The sequence below is a fragment of the Streptomyces sp. NPDC049887 genome, assembly GCF_040656535.1.
Lineage (GTDB): Bacteria > Actinomycetota > Actinomycetes > Streptomycetales > Streptomycetaceae > Streptomyces.
The window spans coordinates 174,119-191,684 of sequence record NZ_JBFAMM010000006.1; the positions used below are offsets into that span (position 1 = coordinate 174,119).

At 68.9% G+C, this 17,566-nt stretch carries 11 protein-coding genes and 1 pseudogene; 9 read left to right on the forward strand and 3 right to left on the reverse strand.

Annotated elements, in window-relative coordinates:
• Window positions 1-232 precede the first annotated feature (232 nt).
• The 4 genes from AB0J10_RS10045 (at window position 233) to pglX (ending at window position 11,426) form a co-directional block, all read left to right on the forward strand.
• Complete coding sequence (locus tag AB0J10_RS10045) at window positions 233-2,119, forward strand: DUF2075 domain-containing protein (protein ID WP_363059740.1); 1,887 nt, start codon at window positions 233-235, stop codon at window positions 2,117-2,119.
• Window positions 2,120-2,519: 400 nt separating this feature from the next.
• Window positions 2,520-2,846 (forward strand): hypothetical protein, encoded by a 327-nt coding sequence (locus tag AB0J10_RS10050; protein ID WP_363059742.1) that lies wholly within the window; start codon window positions 2,520-2,522, stop codon window positions 2,844-2,846.
• Between the two features lie 223 nt (window positions 2,847-3,069).
• The gene (pglW, locus tag AB0J10_RS10055) at window positions 3,070-7,803 is read left to right on the forward strand and encodes a BREX system serine/threonine kinase PglW (protein ID WP_363059744.1); all 4,734 of its coding nucleotides are present in this window, start codon (window positions 3,070-3,072) and stop codon (window positions 7,801-7,803) included.
• Window positions 7,800-11,426: a BREX-2 system adenine-specific DNA-methyltransferase PglX gene (gene pglX / locus AB0J10_RS10060; protein WP_363059746.1), complete on the forward strand. Its 3,627-nt coding sequence runs from the start codon at window positions 7,800-7,802 to the stop codon at window positions 11,424-11,426. The genes pglW and pglX overlap by 4 nt, the downstream gene beginning before the upstream one ends.
• Here the strand turns inward: pglX and AB0J10_RS10065 are convergent.
• On the reverse strand, window positions 11,353-11,943 hold the full coding sequence (locus tag AB0J10_RS10065) for an ATP-binding protein (RefSeq protein WP_363059748.1): 591 nt from the start codon (window positions 11,941-11,943) through the stop codon (window positions 11,353-11,355). The genes pglX and AB0J10_RS10065 overlap by 74 nt on opposite strands.
• 173 nt (window positions 11,944-12,116) lie before the next feature.
• Here AB0J10_RS10065 and AB0J10_RS10070 point away from each other — a divergent pair, with 173 nt between their 5' ends.
• From AB0J10_RS10070 to AB0J10_RS10085, 4 genes are all read left to right on the forward strand, one after another.
• Complete coding sequence (locus AB0J10_RS10070; protein WP_363059750.1) at window positions 12,117-12,947, forward strand: helix-turn-helix transcriptional regulator; 831 nt, start codon at window positions 12,117-12,119, stop codon at window positions 12,945-12,947.
• The gene (locus AB0J10_RS10075) at window positions 12,944-13,147 is read left to right on the forward strand and encodes a DUF397 domain-containing protein (protein ID WP_363059752.1); all 204 of its coding nucleotides are present in this window, start codon (window positions 12,944-12,946) and stop codon (window positions 13,145-13,147) included. The genes AB0J10_RS10070 and AB0J10_RS10075 overlap by 4 nt, the downstream gene beginning before the upstream one ends.
• A gap of 997 nt (window positions 13,148-14,144) precedes the next feature.
• Window positions 14,145-14,315: a hypothetical protein gene (locus AB0J10_RS10080; protein WP_363059754.1), complete on the forward strand. Its 171-nt coding sequence runs from the start codon at window positions 14,145-14,147 to the stop codon at window positions 14,313-14,315.
• Between the two features lie 375 nt (window positions 14,316-14,690).
• Window positions 14,691-15,554 carry a hypothetical protein gene (locus tag AB0J10_RS10085; protein ID WP_363059756.1) on the forward strand — a complete coding sequence of 288 codons (864 nt, stop codon included), beginning with the start codon at window positions 14,691-14,693 and terminating at the stop codon, window positions 15,552-15,554.
• A gap of 287 nt (window positions 15,555-15,841) precedes the next feature.
• Here the strand turns inward: AB0J10_RS10085 and AB0J10_RS10090 are convergent, their stop codons facing one another.
• Both AB0J10_RS10090 and AB0J10_RS10095 read right to left on the reverse strand, forming a co-directional pair.
• The gene (locus AB0J10_RS10090; protein WP_363059758.1) at window positions 15,842-16,495 is read right to left on the reverse strand and encodes a class I SAM-dependent methyltransferase; all 654 of its coding nucleotides are present in this window, start codon (window positions 16,493-16,495) and stop codon (window positions 15,842-15,844) included.
• Between the two features lie 189 nt (window positions 16,496-16,684).
• Window positions 16,685-17,131: a hypothetical protein gene (locus AB0J10_RS10095; protein WP_363059760.1), complete on the reverse strand. Its 447-nt coding sequence runs from the start codon at window positions 17,129-17,131 to the stop codon at window positions 16,685-16,687.
• A gap of 193 nt (window positions 17,132-17,324) precedes the next feature.
• Here AB0J10_RS10095 and AB0J10_RS10100 point away from each other — a divergent pair.
• Window positions 17,325-17,540, forward strand: a pseudogene (locus AB0J10_RS10100) (helix-turn-helix transcriptional regulator); the annotation flags it as partial.
• Between the last annotated feature and the right edge of the window lie 26 nt (window positions 17,541-17,566).

The following is a 17,566-nucleotide window of genomic DNA, read 5'->3' on the forward strand; positions in this document are numbered from 1 at the left end:
GTCGGACGGTGCAGGGGGACGGCGGGGCCTGGCCACCCTTGCGTCGGTCAGGCTCTCCTGCGGTCTCAGAGCCCCGGCACCGATCGCATCCACTGATACGACTGCCGGTCCCCCCAGGTACCCTCGGACACATCGTCAACGCGGCCCGACGGGCTTCCGCTCCACCGCGGTGGAGTCTCGAAGGACACGCCCCCACCCGCACGAGTCTCTTCGTGCTGCATGGGGGAAGTCCTTGCTGTTCCGCGCGTCCGCGAAAACGGTCGCCGTCATGGCACTCGACGGTTCACTGTTCCTGCACCTCACCGACAAGTTCGTCCATATGCACGGCTATCGGCCCGGCGCCTCGGAGGTGCGTTCCTGGGAGCGCAGCATCCCCGTCCTCGCCGCCGCACTCAACGACGCCGGTCTGGGCGCCGTGGAGGTCATGCTCGAGTACGCGCTCCCGCTGAACAGCAAGCGTGCCGACGCCGTCCTCGCCGGAGTGCACCCGGTCACGGGAGAGCCGTCCTACGTGGTGGTGGAGCTGAAGCAGTGGAGCCAGGCCCTGCCTCATGAGGACGACCCCACGCTGTGCCATGTCGACGCCTATGCCCATCCGGTCCTCAACCCCGTCGAGCAGGTCCGGCGCTACTGCGAGTACCTCGTCAATTTCAACGGCGCGGTGGCCGAGCACGGGCACCGGGTGACCGGAGCGGCCTATCTGCACAACGCCACCGAGTTCGGTGTGAGCGGGCTGCGGGAGATCGAGCGCGACGGGCACGGTCTGCTCTTCACCGAGGAGCGCCGCGGCGCCTTCCTCGACCACCTTCGTACGCGGCTGAGTGACAAGCACCCGGGTGCCCGGGCGGCGGACGAGCTGCGCGCCGGTGCCCCGGTGCCGTCGAAGCAGCTGATGTCCGTGGCCGCCGAGGAGGTGCGCGAGCGCACCCAGTTCGTCCTCCTCGACGAGCAGCAGGTCGCGTACCGCATGGTGCTCAACGCGGTGGAGAAGGCGAAGCACGCCGACCGCAAGGAGGTCGTCGTCGTCACCGGCGGTCCCGGTACCGGCAAGAGCGTGATCGCTCTCCAACTCCTCGGTGAGCTGTACCGTCGCGGGGTGCCGGCCCTGCACGCGACCGGCTCGCAGTCGTTCACGAAGACGATGAGGAAGGTCGCCGGGGCCCGGAAACGGGAAGTCCAGGACCTGTTCAAGTACTTCAACAGCTTCATGACGGCCGAGAAGAACAGCCTGGGTGCCGTGATCTGCGACGAGGCGCACCGCATCCGGGAGACCTCGGCCAACCGCTATACGCGTGCCGAGCACCGTACCGGCAGGGCGCAGGTCGACGAACTCATCGACGTCGCCTATGTGCCGGTCTTCTTCCTCGACGAGCACCAGGTCGTCCGCCCCGGTGAGATGGGCACCGTGGCCGAGATCAAGGCGGCAGCGGCGAAGCGGGACATTCCCTGCCGTGTCGTCCCGCTGGACAGCCAGTTCCGCTGCGGCGGCAGTGACGCGTATCTGCGCTGGGTGGTCCGCCTCCTCGGCCTGGAGACGGGCGGGCCGGTCGCCTGGGAGCCCGACGGGCGCATGCAGTTGCTGGTGGCCGACAGCCCGCGGGAGCTGGAAGCCTTCCTCGAAGCTCGGCGGACCCAGGGCTACGGCGCCCGGATGTCCGCGGGGTACTGCTGGCGCTGGTCACCGGAGCCCAGGCCCGGCGAACCGCTCCCGCCCGACGTCGTCATCGGCGACTGGGCCCGCCCCTGGAACCTGCGCGGCGACCGCTCCGTCTCCGGCGCGCCCCCGGCCGCTCTGTGGGCCACCGACCCGGCGGGCTTCGGGCAGGTCGGCTGCGTCTACACCGCCCAGGGCTTCGAGTACGACTGGTCCGGCGTCATCATCGGCCCCGATCTGGTCTGGCGCGGCGACCGCTGGATCACGGACCGCACGGCGTCGAAGGACCCGGTCTTCAAGAGGTCCACTCCCGACGCGGACGTCGACCGCCTGATCCGCAACACCTACAAGGTGCTGCTGACCCGGGGCATGGTGGGCACCATCGTCTACTCGACGGACCCGGAGACGCGGGAGAAGCTGCGGGAGCTCGCGGGCGGACCGGCACGGACAGCCGTCCCGGTCTGACGGGGCGGTTCCGTGCGGTCGGACGCCGTCCGGGATCCGGCTGTGCTGCCCATCCAAGGACGGGAGCCCGGTTTGCGGCTCAGGCCCCTGGTCACGCATGCGGGCAGCTCCGGCAAGTACGGCGGGTCATGGTGCGGGGCGCCGTTGCGACCGGGGCGCGTCGCCGATGTGAGGTCGGTTGTGGTGGGCGGCGTCTCGTCCGAGACGGCGCCGTCTCGGAGTGCGGCGGCTCAGAGGCCGGACGCGGGGCCCGGACGCGGGGCCGGACGTAGGGCCGGACGTAGGGGAGGCGAGGGCGGCAGCAACGGAGACGAGACCGAGAACACCGCCCCAGCCACCCCTGCCACTGAGTTCGGGTACTCATGCGCCGGGCCGGAACGCGGTGGCAGCGTTCGGGTGTATGAGCACGAGCAGCAGCCTGTGGGGCTGGACGAAGGAGTACGACGGGCCGGTGGCGTTCCTGGTCGCCGTTGCGGACCTGCTCCTGTCCGGTGTCCTGTTGTGGTCGGTGATCGCGTCCGGGATCACGTTCGGGGCGCCGAACGCCGCGGAGCAGGCGGCCATGCAGCAGGCAAGGGACACCGCGGAGACGATCTGGGGCGTGTGGCTCGCAGCCGGACTTCTGATCCCCACCGCGCTGCGGATGCCCCGGACGGCGATGGTGCACTTGGCAGCCATGCTCGCGATCCCCGGCGCATTCGTGGCCTATGTCGCGGCGCACGGCTGAGGGACGCGATGCGGAGGCAGCGCGTCTGCCTTGCGGCCAGGATCCTCTGTCCCCTGGGTGGGCCTTGCTTCGCCCCGAGACCGCCGAGACCGCCGAATGCCCTGTCGATCCGTCCTCCCTTTATAACCCCTTCTCGGCCCACGGACACGGACTAGGATCTGCACCCTGAGTCTGACCATGGGGAACGGTCGCCCGTGGCGGGACACGAGGAGTGGGGACAGGCATGCGGGAAGGCCGGTGGGTCACGGTCACCGAGTCCGAGTTCGATCACGAACGCCGTGGCCTGGACGCGATCCGGGAGAAGCTGCCGGACTCCGACCCCTGGCGGGCCTGGTCGAACTTCACCTTCACCGCCAACACCGGTCACGTGCGTGAAGTGGACCTGCTGGTCGTCGCTCCCGGCGGCGTCTGCATGATCGAACTGAAGGACTGGCACGGCTCGGTCACGTCCGAGAACGGCACCTGGGTGCAGACGACTCCCGGTGGCCGCCGCCGTACGCACGGCAACCCGCTGCACCTGGTCAACCGCAAGGCCAAGGAGCTGGCCGGCCTGCTCGCGCTGCCCGGCGGCAAGCGGGTATGGGTCGCCGAGGCCGTCTGCTTCACGGACAGCAGCCTGCGGATACGTCTGCCCGCCCACGACCGGAACGGCGTCCACACCGTCCACCAGCTGGTCGAGATGCTGGGGCAGCCCCCGCGTGACGAGCGGCGTCGTATCACCGCGATCGGCTCGCGCGAGATCGAGGCGGCCCTCAAGAGCATCGGCATCCGCAAGAGCGACGCGCAGTACAAGGTCGGCCCGTACGAGCTGGAGCGGAAGTCCTTCGACTCCGGGCCCACCTGGGCGGACTACCTCGCCCGCCACAGTGATCTTCCCGAGGCCGCTCGCGTCCGCATCTACCTCAGCGAGCGCGGCTCCGACGCCTCCCTGCGCCAGTCCGTCGAGAACGCCGCCCGGCGCGAAGCCGCGGTGCTGGGCCGGTTCAAGCACCCGGGCGTGGTCGAGCTCAAGCAGTACTTCCCCTCCGGGCACGCCGCCGGCCCCGCGCTGATCTTCGACTACCACCCGGACACCCTGAAGCTGGACGAGTATCTGGTCCAGTACGGCGAGAAGCTGGACATCCTCGGCCGCATGGCGCTGGTCCGCCAGCTCGCCGAGACCATGCGCTCCGCCCACTCCAGCCGTATCCACCACCGGGCGCTCGCCGCCCGCTCCGTGCTCGTCGTCCCCCGGCCGCGAGGCCGGAAGGGCAGGGCGGTGGGGGAGGAGGCCGCCTGGCTCACCCCGCAGCTCCAGATCTCCGACTGGCAGATCGCCACCCAGCGCAGCGGCGACTCCTCCCAGGGCCAGGGCATGACCCGCTTCGCGCCGACCGCCCTGTCCGCCCAGCACCTGGCCGACGACGCCGACGCCTACCTCGCCCCCGAACTCACCGCCCTCAACCCCGACCCGGTCCACCTCGACGTGTACGGGCTCGGCGTCCTCACCTATCTGCTGGTCACCGGCAAGGCCCCGGCCGCCGGCCAGGCCGAGCTGCTGGCCCGGCTGGAGGCCGGGGAGGGGCTGCGCCCCAGCTCCCTGGTGGACGGCCTGTCGGAGGACGTCGACGAGCTGGTGCAGGCCGCGACCGCCTACCGGCCGGGCCAGCGGCTGTCCAGTGTCGACGAGTTCCTGGAGTTGCTGGAAGTCGTCGAGGACTCCCTCACCGCCCCGGCCCCGGCGGCCACCGGTACGGAAGGGCCGGGCGACGAAGGCGACGACACCACCGCCGACAAGGACCCGCTGGAGGCCGTCGCCGGTGACGTGCTCGCCGACCGGTGGGAGATCCGCCGCCGCCTCGGCACCGGCTCCACCAGCCGCGCCTTCCTCGTCCGCGACCTGCAGGCCGAAACCCGCAGGACCCGCCCGCTGGCCGTACTGAAGGTCGCCCTGTCCGACAGCCGCAGCGAGATCCTCGCCCGCGAGGCCGAGGCCATGGGGCGCCTGCGCCCCCACTCCGGCATCATCCGCCTCGTCGAACCCGAGCCCCTGCACATCGGCGGCCGTACCGTCCTGGCACTGGAGTACGTCGGCGACGAGCGCGACGACAACGGACAGGGCACCGAGGGCGGCGGACGTCCGCGGCGCCGAGAGGAGACCGTCGCCCGCCAGCTCCGCGAGAACGGCCGCCTCCAGGTGGACCAGCTGGAGGCGTACGGCGACTACCTCTTCGGAGCCGTCGACTTCCTGGAGGGCGAGGGCGTCTGGCACCGCGACATTAAGCCCGACAACATCGCCATCCGCATCCGCCCCAACCGCACCCGCGAACTCGTCCTGATCGACTTCTCCCTCGCCGGCTACCCGGCGAGGAGCACCAACGCGGGCACCGACGGCTACCTCGACCCCTTCGTGGACGTCATCACCCGAGGCTCGTACGACTCGCACGCCGAGCGGTACGCCGTCGCCGTGACCCTGCACCAGATGGCCTCCGGCGAGCTGCCCAAGTGGGGCGACGGCAGTGTCCTGCCGCGCATGACCGACGCGAAGGAGTGGCCGTACCCGACCGTCGCGGCCGAGGCGTTCGACCCGGCCGTACGGGACGGTCTGGTCGCCTTCTTCCAGAAGGCCCTGCACCGCGACGCCGGCAAGCGGTTCCCCGAGCTGAAGCCGATGCGGGACGCCTGGCGCAAGGTCTTCCTCGACGCCTCGCAGACCGTCCCGTCCAGCCACCGTTCCCGTCACCCGGCCGCCACGACAACGGAGGAGGGGACACCGGCCGAGGGCGCCGCCGCGGCGGCGATCGCGGACGCCGAGCCGGAGACCGCCGAGCAGCAGCGCGACCGCCTCGCCGCCGAGGTCACCCGCGACACCCCGCTGAGCGTCTCCGGCCTCACGCCCGCCGCCCAGTCCTTCCTGTACGGCCTCGGCATCACCACGGTCGGCGAACTGCTCGACTACAGCCGCCGCAAGCTCGTCAACGCGCCCGGGCTGGGCGCCAAGACCCGCAACGAGGTCCAGCAGCGGCAGCGCGAGTGGGGCGAGCGGCTGCGCGAGATGCCCGTCTCGCCGCTGACGCCGAAGGGCCGGGCGGAGGCCAGGGAGGAGCTGGAGCAGCTCACCGCGGCAGAGTCGGCCCTCGTCGGGGAACTCGCCACGGGCACCTCGGCGGGCGCGCTGTCGCCCCGTATGCTCCGCTCCGTCAGCCTCGACACCCTCGCCACCGTCCTGGTGCCCGCCGTCAACAACAACGGCTCCAACCGCAACAAGGCGGAGATGGTCCGGCTGTTGCTGCGCCTGCCCGACGAGCACGGCGTACTGCCCGACATCGGTGTCTGGCCGAAGCAGAAGGACGTCGCGGAGGGCCTCGGGCTGAGCCAGGGCCGCATCCCGCAGCTGCTCAAGGACGAGCGCAAGCGCTGGAAGGCCGAGCCCGCCGTCCAGGCACTGCGCGAGGAGATCATCGACCTGCTCGTGAGCATGGGCAGGGTTGCCTCGGCGGTGGAGATCGCGGATGCCCTGGCGGTCCGCCGCGGTACGCACCTCGCGGGGCGCGAGCAGCGGCGGGCGATGGCGCTGGCTGCCGTACGGGCCGTGGTCGAGGTCGAGCAACTGCTGCCGCAGGAAGCCGAGTTCCAGCACCAGCCCAACCGCAAGGCGACCGACGAGTCCCTGGGCGCCGGCCTGCTCGCCCTCGACGTCCGCGAGAACGACGGCCCGGACACCCCGACCGCGCCGGGCCTGCTGGAGTACGCGACCCGTCTCGGCAGGACCGCCGACCGGCTCGCGAGGCTGGACACCCTGCCGACGGCGGCGACCGTGCTCGCCGAGCTGGGCGCGCTGACGGTGCCGCCGGGCGCGGTCGACTGGGACGAGCGGCGCATGGTGGAGCTGGCGGCCGCGGCCTCCGTGAACGCGGCAGCCACGCCGCGCCTGGAGATCTACCCGCGCGACCTGCCGCTGGTGAGGGCGCTGCGCCTCACCCAGGCCGGGCTCGTCCGCTGGATCCCGGGCATGCCGGAGGGACAGCAGCCGGGGCTGACCGGCGAGGCCGTGCACGAGCGGGTCCGTGCTCGCTTCCCGGAGATGGTCGTTCCCGACGGGCGCGGCGGCACGACCCACGAACTGCCGACGGGCGGCCCGCTCACCAAGGCGTTGCGCGACGCCGGCTTCGAACTGTCGCTCAGCATGCACGAACGCGAGGGCGTGCTGCGCTACCTGCCGACGCGGGTCGACGACGCGTCCAGCTACCTCACGACGGGTGCGTGGCGGCAGTCGACGCGTACGGGCGCGGTGACGCGGTACGCCGACGACCCGCAACTCGCGGGCGCGGTACGCGCGGAGGAACGGCTCCTCGCGTCGGCCCGGCGGGACGGCTACCGGGTGCTGACGGTCGGGCAGCGGTCGGTGCGGGAGGCGGTGGCCGGGCTGGGCGGCGAACGGCTGGGAGCGGAGGCGGTCTCGGTGACCGAACTGTTCCTGGAGGCCCTGCGCGCGCAGATCACGCCGGGCACCAAGCCCACCTGGGAGACCCTGCTCAAGGCGGACGCCGCCGAGCCGGGCTCGAAGGGCGCGGTGCGGTTCGCGGAGTACGCGCGCACGGCGTGGGGCGCGGTGGAGCCCCGGATCGCGGAGCTGCTGGGCAACGGTGGTGGGGGCGGGGCCAGTCCCGGGACCGGTCTCGGGGGGCCTGTTCTGCTGACGGAGGCCGGGGTGTTCGCGCGCTACGACGCGATGGGCGTCCTGCACCGGCTGGCGTCGGCGGCCCGGCGGGGCGGGCGGGGGCTGTGGCTCCTGGTACCGCAGCCCGACCCCTCGCGCGAGCCCCGGCTCGGGCAGGTGGCCGTGCCGTACCAGGCCGGCCTGGGGGAGTGGATTCAGCTTCCGGACACCTGGGTGGGCAACGCCCATCGCGGGTCCGGCGAGGGTGTGGCAAGTGCTGGTGCCAGTGGTAGTGGTGGCGAGGGAGACGTCAAGTGATCGACCGCAAGGCTCTGTTGAACGACCTGAAGCAGCAGGTCAAGGCGGTTGAGGCGGATCTTGGGCGCCAGGTGAAGACGCTGGGGGACGTCGGCGCGCGGCTGCGGGCCGAGTACGACCAGGCGCGCAAGCTGGGGCGTACGGCGGCGACGTGGACCTCGTGGCTGGACGAGCGGGTCACGCAGGTCGCGGTGGCGTGGGTGCTGGGAAGCGTCTTCGTGCGGTTCTGCGAGGACAACCGGCTGATCCCGGAGCCGTACCTGACGGGACCGGACGGTGACCGGCGGGAGCTGGCGGAGTCCCGGTACGACGCGTATGTGGAGACGGACGAGGACCCGACGTACCGAGGATGGCTGGAGAAGGCTTTCGAGGAGCTGGGGCAGGGGCAGGCGGGCCGGCTGCTCTTCGACAAGCGCCACAACCCGCTGTACCAGGTCCCGTTGTCGCACGACGGTGCGCGGGATCTGGTCGAGTTCTGGCGGGGGAGGGACGAGGCGGGTGTGCTCGTCCACGACTTCACCGACCCCCTGAACGAGGACGGCACGGAGGGGTGGGACACGCGTTTCCTGGGTGACCTGTACCAGGACCTGAGCGAGGCCGCGCGGAAGACGTACGCGCTGCTCCAGACGCCGGAGTTCGTGGAGGAGTTCATCCTCGACCGGACGATGAACCCGGCGGTACGGGAGTTCGGGTACGAGGACCTGAAGATGATCGACCCTACGTGTGGGTCGGGGCACTTCGTGCTGGGGGCGTTCCGGCGGTTGGTGCGGCTGTGGGGGGAGGGGCAGCCGGGCAAGGACGTGCATGAGCGGGTGCGGGCTGCGCTGGACTCGGTGCACGGGGTGGACATCAATCCGTTCGCGGTGGCTGTGGCGCGGTTCCGGTTGCTGGTGGCGGCTATGGCGGCGAGTGGGCTGCGGTCGTTGGGGGAGGCGGCGAGGTACGACTGGCCGTTGAGCCTCGCGGTAGGAGACTCGCTGATCAAGTCCCGTCGCTCCCAGCAGGGCAACCTGTTTGACGGGGTGGACGAGGACTCGGCAGACGAGTTGGCCGAGTTCAAGTACGCCACGGAGGACGTGCACGAGTATCCGGAGATCTTGCGTCCGGGGCAGTATCACGTCGTGGTGGGGAATCCTCCGTACATCACGGTAAAGGACAAGACGCTCAATGCCCTTTACCGAGAGCTGTATCCGGCCTGTTCGGGCAAGTATGCACTGTCGGTGCCGTTCGCCCAGCGGTTCTTTGAGCTGGCCAAGCATGGGGACGTTGCGGGGCATGGCTACGGTATGGTCGGCCAGATTACCGCGAACTCGTTCATGAAGCGTGAGTTCGGAACTCAGCTCATTGAGGGATACTTCGGGAACGCGGTTGAGCTGACTGAAGTCATCGACACTTCGGGTGCCTACATTCCGGGCCACGGAACGCCGACGGTCATTCTTGTAGGCAGGCAGCGGGGTGGAGACAGGCGATCGCCTGTCATCCGGACCGTCCGAAGTGTGCAGGGTGAGCCCGCCACGCCGACTTGCGCCGAGGAGGGTCTGGTCTGGCAAGCGATTGTCGAGCAAATTGACAAACCTGGCTCTGTGAGCCGGTGGGTGTCTGTGGACGACCTGTCACGATCGAAGTACTTCGGTAAGCAGCCGTGGGTGCTGGCGGACGGTGGTCAGGAGATGGTTGAACAACTCGCGGCTGGAGCCAGTGGTCGAATTAGGGAGGCTGTTTCGTCGATCGGCATTGCGGGGTTCACTCTCAGTGATGATCTCTACTTTCTCCCCAAGCACAGTGCCCGACGCCGGGGTGTGCCAGCTAAGTACGTGCGTGAGCTCATCACAGGCGACTCGCTGCGTGACTGGTCCGAGGATGCCTCTAGCGCCGTTGTCTTTCCCTACGGGGCGGACCTCCGACCCGCAGACGCGGATGCTGTTCCAGAACTCGTCCGCTACCTGTGGCCAGGGCGTACTGACGCATCTCGAGGAGTTCTCTTCGGGGGAAAGATGAAGATCGCCGCAGGGCTTAAGTGGTTCGAGTACGGGCGTTTGACCGCTGACAAGCTGCGCTCACCGTTTTCGATTTGCTTTGCCTTTGTGGCGACCCATAACCACTTTGTGTTGGATCGAGGTGGGAAGTTCTTTAACCGTCACGCACCCGTGATCAAGCTTTCGGATGGGGCGGGTGAGGAGGAGCATGTTCGGTTGCTCGGGCTGCTCAACAGTTCCACTGCTGGTTTCTGGCTCCGCCAGGTCTGCCACGATAAGGGCAACCGTGGTGGTGAGCGGGGCACAGGTCGCTATGCGTGGGAGAGTTTTTTCGAGTTTACGGGCACCGCTCTCGCTGACTTTCCTCTTCCTTCCATCTACCCCACTGCCCTGGCCACGGCCCTCGACCTCCTCGTTGAGAAACTGAGCGCCAATACCCCCGCGGCCGTGGCTGAAGCTGACACTCCCACCGCCTCCGCTCTTCGCGAGGTCAAAGATTCCTGGGAGTCCACCCGCGCTCGCATGATTGCCCTCCAAGAAGAACTGGATTGGCAGGTCTACTCCCTATACAACCTTCACTCTGAAGACCTCCGAGTCTCCGAGTATCCCGACGATCCAAAAATCCCTGGACTCGCCCTCGGCGAGCGCGCTTTTGAGATCGTCCTTGCCCGCCGCGTAGCCGCAGGCGAGGCCAGCGACGAGTGGTTCAAGCGGCACGGCTCCACACCCATTACGGAGATCCCCGCCCACTGGCCCGCTCCCTACCGCGAGATCGTCCAGAAGCGGATCGACGCCATCGAGTCGAACCGTGCCATCGGTATGGTCGAGAGGCCCGAGTACAAGCGGCGCTGGGCCACCGAGGGATGGGACGCGCTCCAGGAGAAGGCTCTATGTTCCTGGCTGCTGGACCGTCTGGAGAATCGCGACCACTGGTTCGACGAGAACGGTCAGCCCACCATCCTCACCCTGGCGCGCCTCACCGACGCCCTCTCCCGTGACGAGGACTTCGTCTCCGTCGCCAAGCTCTACGCGCCCCGCAAAGAACTCGCGAAGGTCGTCGCCGAGCTGATCACCGACGAGCACGTGCCATTCCTCTCTGCCCTGCGCTACAAGCCCTCGGGCATGAAGAAGCGCGCCGACTGGGAAGAGGTGTGGGACCTCCAGCGCAAGGAGGACGCCGCGCCGGACGAGCCCGCCAAGCGGAAGATCCGGGACTCCATCCCCGTACCGCCGAAGTACACCTCGGCCGACTTCCTCCGCCCCTCCTTCTGGAGGGCGCGCGGCAAGCTCGACGTGCCCAAGGAGCGGTTCATCTCCTACGGGCAGACCAACGCCGCCACCCCCGAGCTGTACGGGTGGGCCGGCTGGGATCACCGGGAGCAGGCGCAGGCCCTCGCCACGTACTTCACCAACACCGCGCTGTCCACCGAGGAGATCACGCCGTTCCTCGCCGGTCTGCTGGAACTCCAGCCGTGGCTGGGCCAGTGGCACAACGAGTTCGACATGCTCTACAGCGGCTCCCCGGCGGACTTCTTCGCCGGTTACCGCCAGCAGAAGCAGGGCGAGCACGGACTCACCGACGACGACCTCCGTGCCTGGCGCCCTCCGACCGCGACCCGAGGTCGTCGCGCAGCAGTGAAGCAGTAGCCTGCAGGAGATCGACGTCCGTCGGATCAGGGTCCACTCGGTGTGTGGGCGAGTGGCCCTGTTGCTGTAGGCGCAGCTCCGCCCACACCGTCTTGCCCGGGGCCGCCAGGCGCGGGCTGACGCCCCAGTCGTCCGCGAGAGCGGCGACGAGGTGGAGGCCGCGGCCGGACTCGGATGCGGAGTCGAGGGTCGGGGGAGTCGACGGGGGCTGTTTCTCGGCTCGGGTGTCGGTTACCTCGATGCGGAAGGTGCCCTCAGCCAGGGTGAGTCGAACGCGGAAGTCCCGTCCGGGGACGTGGCCGTGCCGCACGGCGTTGGCGGTGAGTTCTGCCGTGACGAGAGTGAGCGTCTCGTTGACCGGAGTCGTGTAGGGGTGCCCCCAGTCGTTCAGGCGGTGCGAGACGAGCCGGCGAGCGAGGCGGGCACCGCGAGGCGTCGAGGTGAAGCGCATGGTGAACTCGCGTTCAGGCGCGGGGCGCTGCGGCATATGCCCGTTCGGGGGAGTTGCTGACTTCATGGGGTCAACGGTGTCGAACTCTGCGTAGCGTTGACCAGGAGCGATGCGCTCACGGATCCGGGTTGTATGCGTGGGCGGTGTGCTTGTGTGCGGCGCGAGGCGTGACCGGTTCCCCGCGCCGCGCGTTGGGTCGAGTTCGGTGGCTGTGGTGGTCGTACGGGAGGAGCTGCGGCGTGGACGACGAGGTTCAGCAGCCGGAGTGCGAGGCCGGGACGGGCATTCTGTGCGTGTTCGGGCGGCAGTTGAAGCTGTTCCGGCAACGGGCGGGGATGGACCGCGCGAGGTTCGGCTCGCTGACCGGGTACTCGGCCTCGACCATCGCGGCGTTCGAGCAGGGGAGACGTATTCCACCGCCGAAGTTCATCGACCGGTCCGATGAAGTTCTGGAGGCAGGTGGGGTGTTGAGCGCGAGCAAGGAGGAGGTGGCGCGGGCTCAGTATCCGGCGTTCTTCCGGGACGCGGCAAGGTTGGAGGCGGAGGCCGTCGAACTGCATGTGTACGCGAACCAGGCGGTGCCCGGACTCTTGCAGACGGAGGAGTATGCGCGGGCCATCTTCATGATGATGCGGCCACCCATGGACGACGAGCTGATCGAGCAGCGAGTGGGTGCGCGCCTGGCCCGGCAGGAGATCTTGTCGGGCCGTGATGCGCCGCTTGCCAGCTTTGTCGTTGATGAGGCCGTGTTGAGGCGTCCCATCGGTGGTCGGGGTGTCCTGCGTGGCCAGCTTGAGCACATCCTCCTGATGGGGGAGCGGCGGAACATCGAGATCCAGGTGATGCCGCTCGACCGTGAGGAGAACGCCGGTATGGCTGGTCCCTTCACCTTGATCGAGACGAAGGAAGGGCGGAGGATCGCTTACGCCGAGGTGCAGAACGTGAGCCGCCTGCAGACGGAGCGAGAACGCGTTCGTGCGCTGGAGGCCAAGTACGGGATCATCCGGGCGCAGGCCCTGACACCTCGTGAATCACTGGCCTATGTCGAGAAGTTGCTGGGAGAGCCATGAATACGCAGGTACATCAGTTGTCCATAGACCAGTTGGTGTGGCGTACGAGTAGCTACAGCAGCGAAGAAGGCGGCGAATGCGTCGAGGTGGCCACCAGCCCCGCCACGGTCCATGTCCGCGACTCGAAGGACACAACCCGCGCCGCGCTGGCCGTAGCACCCACGGCCTGGACCGCGTTCGTCCAGTTCGCGGCGCGCTGACAGGGGTGGCACCCAAGGCAGGACCCCCGGCAGACACATGCCTGCCGGGGGCCCTGCGCACGTCCCAGCGCGACCAGGGCGCCCACCCCGCCGTCCTGACGAGCTGGGCCTCGGCTACGCGCTGTTCGTGGACTCTGCCTCGCCCATCAGGCTCACCCGACAAAGCGGGTGCCCCGGCCGAGGCTGCAGGGAAGACGGACCGCGTTCGTCGAGTTCGAGGCGCTCTGACAGAGGCAGGGCCCTCGCACGCCTCCGAGGCCAGGATTGCTCGGTACCGTCCGGGGCAGGGCCTGCGCGCGGGACGGGCCCGATCGCCACGGCCCGCACTGGCCTGTCGGCGCGCCTTGGTCTGAAGGGGCATGTGGGGCTGTGGCAGGGGCGCCGGCACCCGCCGCAGGGTTCTGGAGATCCGCGAATTGCACGGCAGGCGCACACAAGCATGAAGGGGCGCAATAGAGCACGAGCCCCCGGAGCATACTTTCCCGTGTGATGTACTCCCGCGCGGGTGCAGTGACCGAGACTGGTGAACGCCGTGATCAGAGCCGCGGTCCGTCGGTTCCCGCAGTCGTGCTACGGGCTTGCTTCAATGTCTTCTTGATGTGGCGCATGCGCCACACCTGCATCTGCTCTCACGGCGATTTTCGGTAAAGGCCGCTCAAAGTTTTAACGCGCCCATCACGGCTGCACCAGGCGTTTCGATCCAGCGGGACCGCACGGTGCGCCCCCTGTCGCACCACCAGCCGAACCACCTGAACGATGTGCTTCAGTTGGGAACGCCGGGGCTACGACGGACAGCGTCATAGCCCCGGCGCCGGCAAGAACCCTGCCTGCCTGCAACCTTGCCCGGAATCCGGCAGACAGGATCCTCTTCTGCGAGCCGCCAAGGGGGCCCACTTATGAAGGTACACATGCCCAGTGATCACTACGTGATCAAAAAGTTGGGGGGCGCACACCGATGAACCCACAGCATCCTCCCGTATCGAGCACGGTGAAGACCATGGCCGTGATCATCGCAGTTCTCTTCGGCATCGTCGCTGCGCTCACGGTCGGCATCATCGGGGCGGCAGTCGGCGTTGGACTGCCCGCCGCCCTGGGGTGGGGTGCCGGCGGCTTTGTCGCGGCCGCGCCACTGGTGCTCCGAATCGAGCAGGCGCTGAGTCTGCTGTGAGGAGGGTGGTTGTGGGACGCGCCTGTGTGCGTCCCACAACCACCGCCGGCGAGCGCACTGTTTCGGCTCCGACGCCGACCAGGCCCAGTAGCTCAAGCAGGTTCCCGCCGAGGTCGTCGACGAAGCCGTGCAGGGCGGGCGCGCCGGGACCTCGACGCCGTCGTCGCCGGGCTCAGTCGCTGCCAGAGATCCGGCGCCGTCGCCGTCACGGTGGCAGGGCAAAGTCGAACGTCTGACTCCGCTGCAGGGGGCGTGCGCTGCGACCGGGCCCACCCGTCCACCTTCCCGCCTGCCCGCCGCCGCTCGTACCCGGCGGTCCGGACCATGTGAGCCGAACTGTTCTACTCCAAGGCGGAGTTACTGTAAATTCCTGCCATGAATCAGGGCAAGGTGAGCGAGAACCCCGAGTCGCGCTTCTCCGCGGTGCTGGTGGGGTCGGCCAGGCTTCCGGGCGTGCGGATCCACCGGGAGGCGTACCTCCGGAAGGCGCTGGCGCGCTACTGCTCCGAGGACGAGATCCGCAGGGCGGTCGAGGAGAGCCCGGCGGCGGCGGGTATCGCCGCCGACGTTCTGAACCGGGCGGCCGACGATTCCATCCGCTACGAGACCGCCAAGGTCAGCGCTCTCTCGGCCGCTGCTGGGCTTCCGGGCCTGTTCGCCCTCCCCGCCACCGTGCCGGCCGACATGGCCCAGTACTTCGGCCACATGCTGCGCATCTCACAGAAGCTCGCCTACCTCTACAGCTGGCCCGACCTGTTCTCCGACGACGGCGATGACGTCGACGACGCGACCATGGGGATGCTCACGCTGTTCTTCGGTGTGATGTTCGGTACCCAGTCGGCGAACGCCGCCGTGGGGAAGGTCGCGGGGATGATGGCGGAGCAGGTCGCCAAGAAGCTGCCGCAGAAGGCGCTCACCCAGGGCGTCGTGTACCCCGTGGTGAAGAAGGTCGCGGCCTACATCGGTGTTCAGATGACGAAGCAGACCTTCGCCAAGAGCGTCTCGAAGGCCATCCCGGTCCTCGGGGCCGCTGTGTCCGGCACGCTCACCTTCACGACCTACCGCCCCATGGCCAGGCGGCTGAAGAAGCACCTCTCCGAGTCGGTCCTGGCGAAGCCGACGCACCGAGTTGTGGTGGTGGAAGCCGAGGAAGTCCACCATTCCTTCGTAGCGGAACATGCTGAGAGCCCTGCCCCGGACGGAACTGCCGCCACGGCGGAGGGCCCTCGGTCCGCGTAGATCCCCTGCTGTGAGGGGCGGACGGGAAGTCTCTCGCACACTCCCGTTCGACCGCGGGCTGTACGCGTACGCGGTGTGCTTGTACGTGGTTGCGGGCGTGACCGTTTCCCGCGCTGTGAGTTGGGCGGCAGGGGCGGTCGTACGGGGGGAGTCCGAGGCGTGGACGACGAGGTCCAGCGGCCGGAATGCGACGCTGGGACGGCATGCTGTGCGTCTTCGGGCGACAGCTGAAGCTCTTCTCGATTCCATGTGAGGCTGCGCTGGGGCGGCCGTCGGCCCGTGTGCCGTCAGCGCGGGGCGCGGGCCCGCACGATGAGCGTGCCGACGTTCTCGGGGTCCGGTGCCTCAAGCACCCGGGCGTCGACGTCCACGAACCCGTGCTGCTCAAGGATCCCGGCCCAGTCCTCCGGTGTGTAGGCCCAACGGTAGATCCACAGTCGGCGGCCCTTGAAGCCGGCCCCGTACATGCCTTGGACGCCGTACGAGCCGGGCACGGCGGGGGCGTTGGAGAAGACGAGCACACCTCCGGGGGTGAGGCGCCGGTGGACCAGCGGAAGCAGCCGTCGGGGGTCGGTGAACCACAGCGCGCCCCACACGCTGTAGACGGCGTCGTACCGCTCGTCGGCGGCGGCGAGGTACTGACACACCTCACCCTGTTCGAAGCGGGCGCCCGGGAGGGGCCCGTACCGCTCGCGGGCGCGAGCGCACTGCACGCCGGAGATGTCGACACCGGTGGCTCGCACGCCCTTGTGGGCCAGGTATGCCACGTTGCGGCCACGTCCGAAGCCGAGTTCGAGGGTCGTGTCGGGCTGCTCCAACAGCTCCTCGCCGGGGCCGTGGCCGTCGTACTGGGTCCAGCCGAACGTCAGAGGCTCGGCCGGTTCCTCGTCCTTCACCCCCTCCCCGTACCGGTTCCAGTAGGTCTCGAGGTCGTGGCTCATAGCGCGGTGGTTCCCATCTGGCAGCGCTGCGACGGATGTCCGGGCTGGGATGGGCGTGATGGTAGTGGCCACGGTGGACAGGTCACTGCCGGGCGGTCGGAGTTTCAGCCATACGGGAGGAGGCCGGCCCCGCGATGCGGGACCGGCCTCCGGCGACGTTCGGCTTACGGACGTCCGTAGGTACCCGGGTCAGTGGCAGTTGCTGCCCGGGGAGCAGGGCGAGCACTGGAGCGCGTCCTTCTCCCACAGAGGCCAGTCGATCGCGAAGCCGTTGCTCTCGATGACCTGGGCGGTGCGCATGACGGTGCCGTCGTTCTTGCGTTCGATCTCAGGGATGTGGTGGAGGAACCGACCGTCGAAATGCCTGGCGCAGAAGTCGGCGTAGTTGCGGGTGTCGAGGATGAAGGCGTGGACGCCCATGTCCACCAGGTAGCCGCAGCCGATCTCCAGGCCCTGGTCCCATTTCTCCATGGCGGTGATGAGGTAGGCGATGGCCTGGCCGAAAACGCGCTCGGCCGTCAGGGTGTCGAACGGGTTGTCTCGGACCAGGAGCTTGATCTCCCGGTCCCACACATCGGGGGAGACGAACGAACGCGGGTCGCGAACCTCGGTCTTCTGCGCGATGGCGGTTGCCATGGTGGTGCTCCCTTCGGGCTTGGGTGTGCCTGTTCCGCTCCACCACGGAAGCCTCTGGCCGGGCGTCCGGGAAGGCGGGCCGGCGCGGTCCGCACGCCGTGTGCGCGATTCGCAAGCGCTGTGCGTGCGCCCTCCGATGACAGAACCGCCAGCGCTACGGTGGGTGACACCGCGGGGAGACCGGGAGAGCCATATGGGTACTGGTGCGGTGACTCGAATCGATACAGCGACCGCCGCCGCAGACCTCGGCGCGGTCATCCGAGCGGCGCGCGCCGCCGCACGCATGACTCAGGTACAACTCGGTCGGCGGTGCGGGTATTCGGCGTCGGCGGTGAGCCGCATCGAGTCGAACAAGTTGATGCCGCCGCGCGACACGCTGCTGCGACTGGCCGCCGCGCTCGGCGTCGCCCCCGAACTGCTGGGACTGGTGCCTCA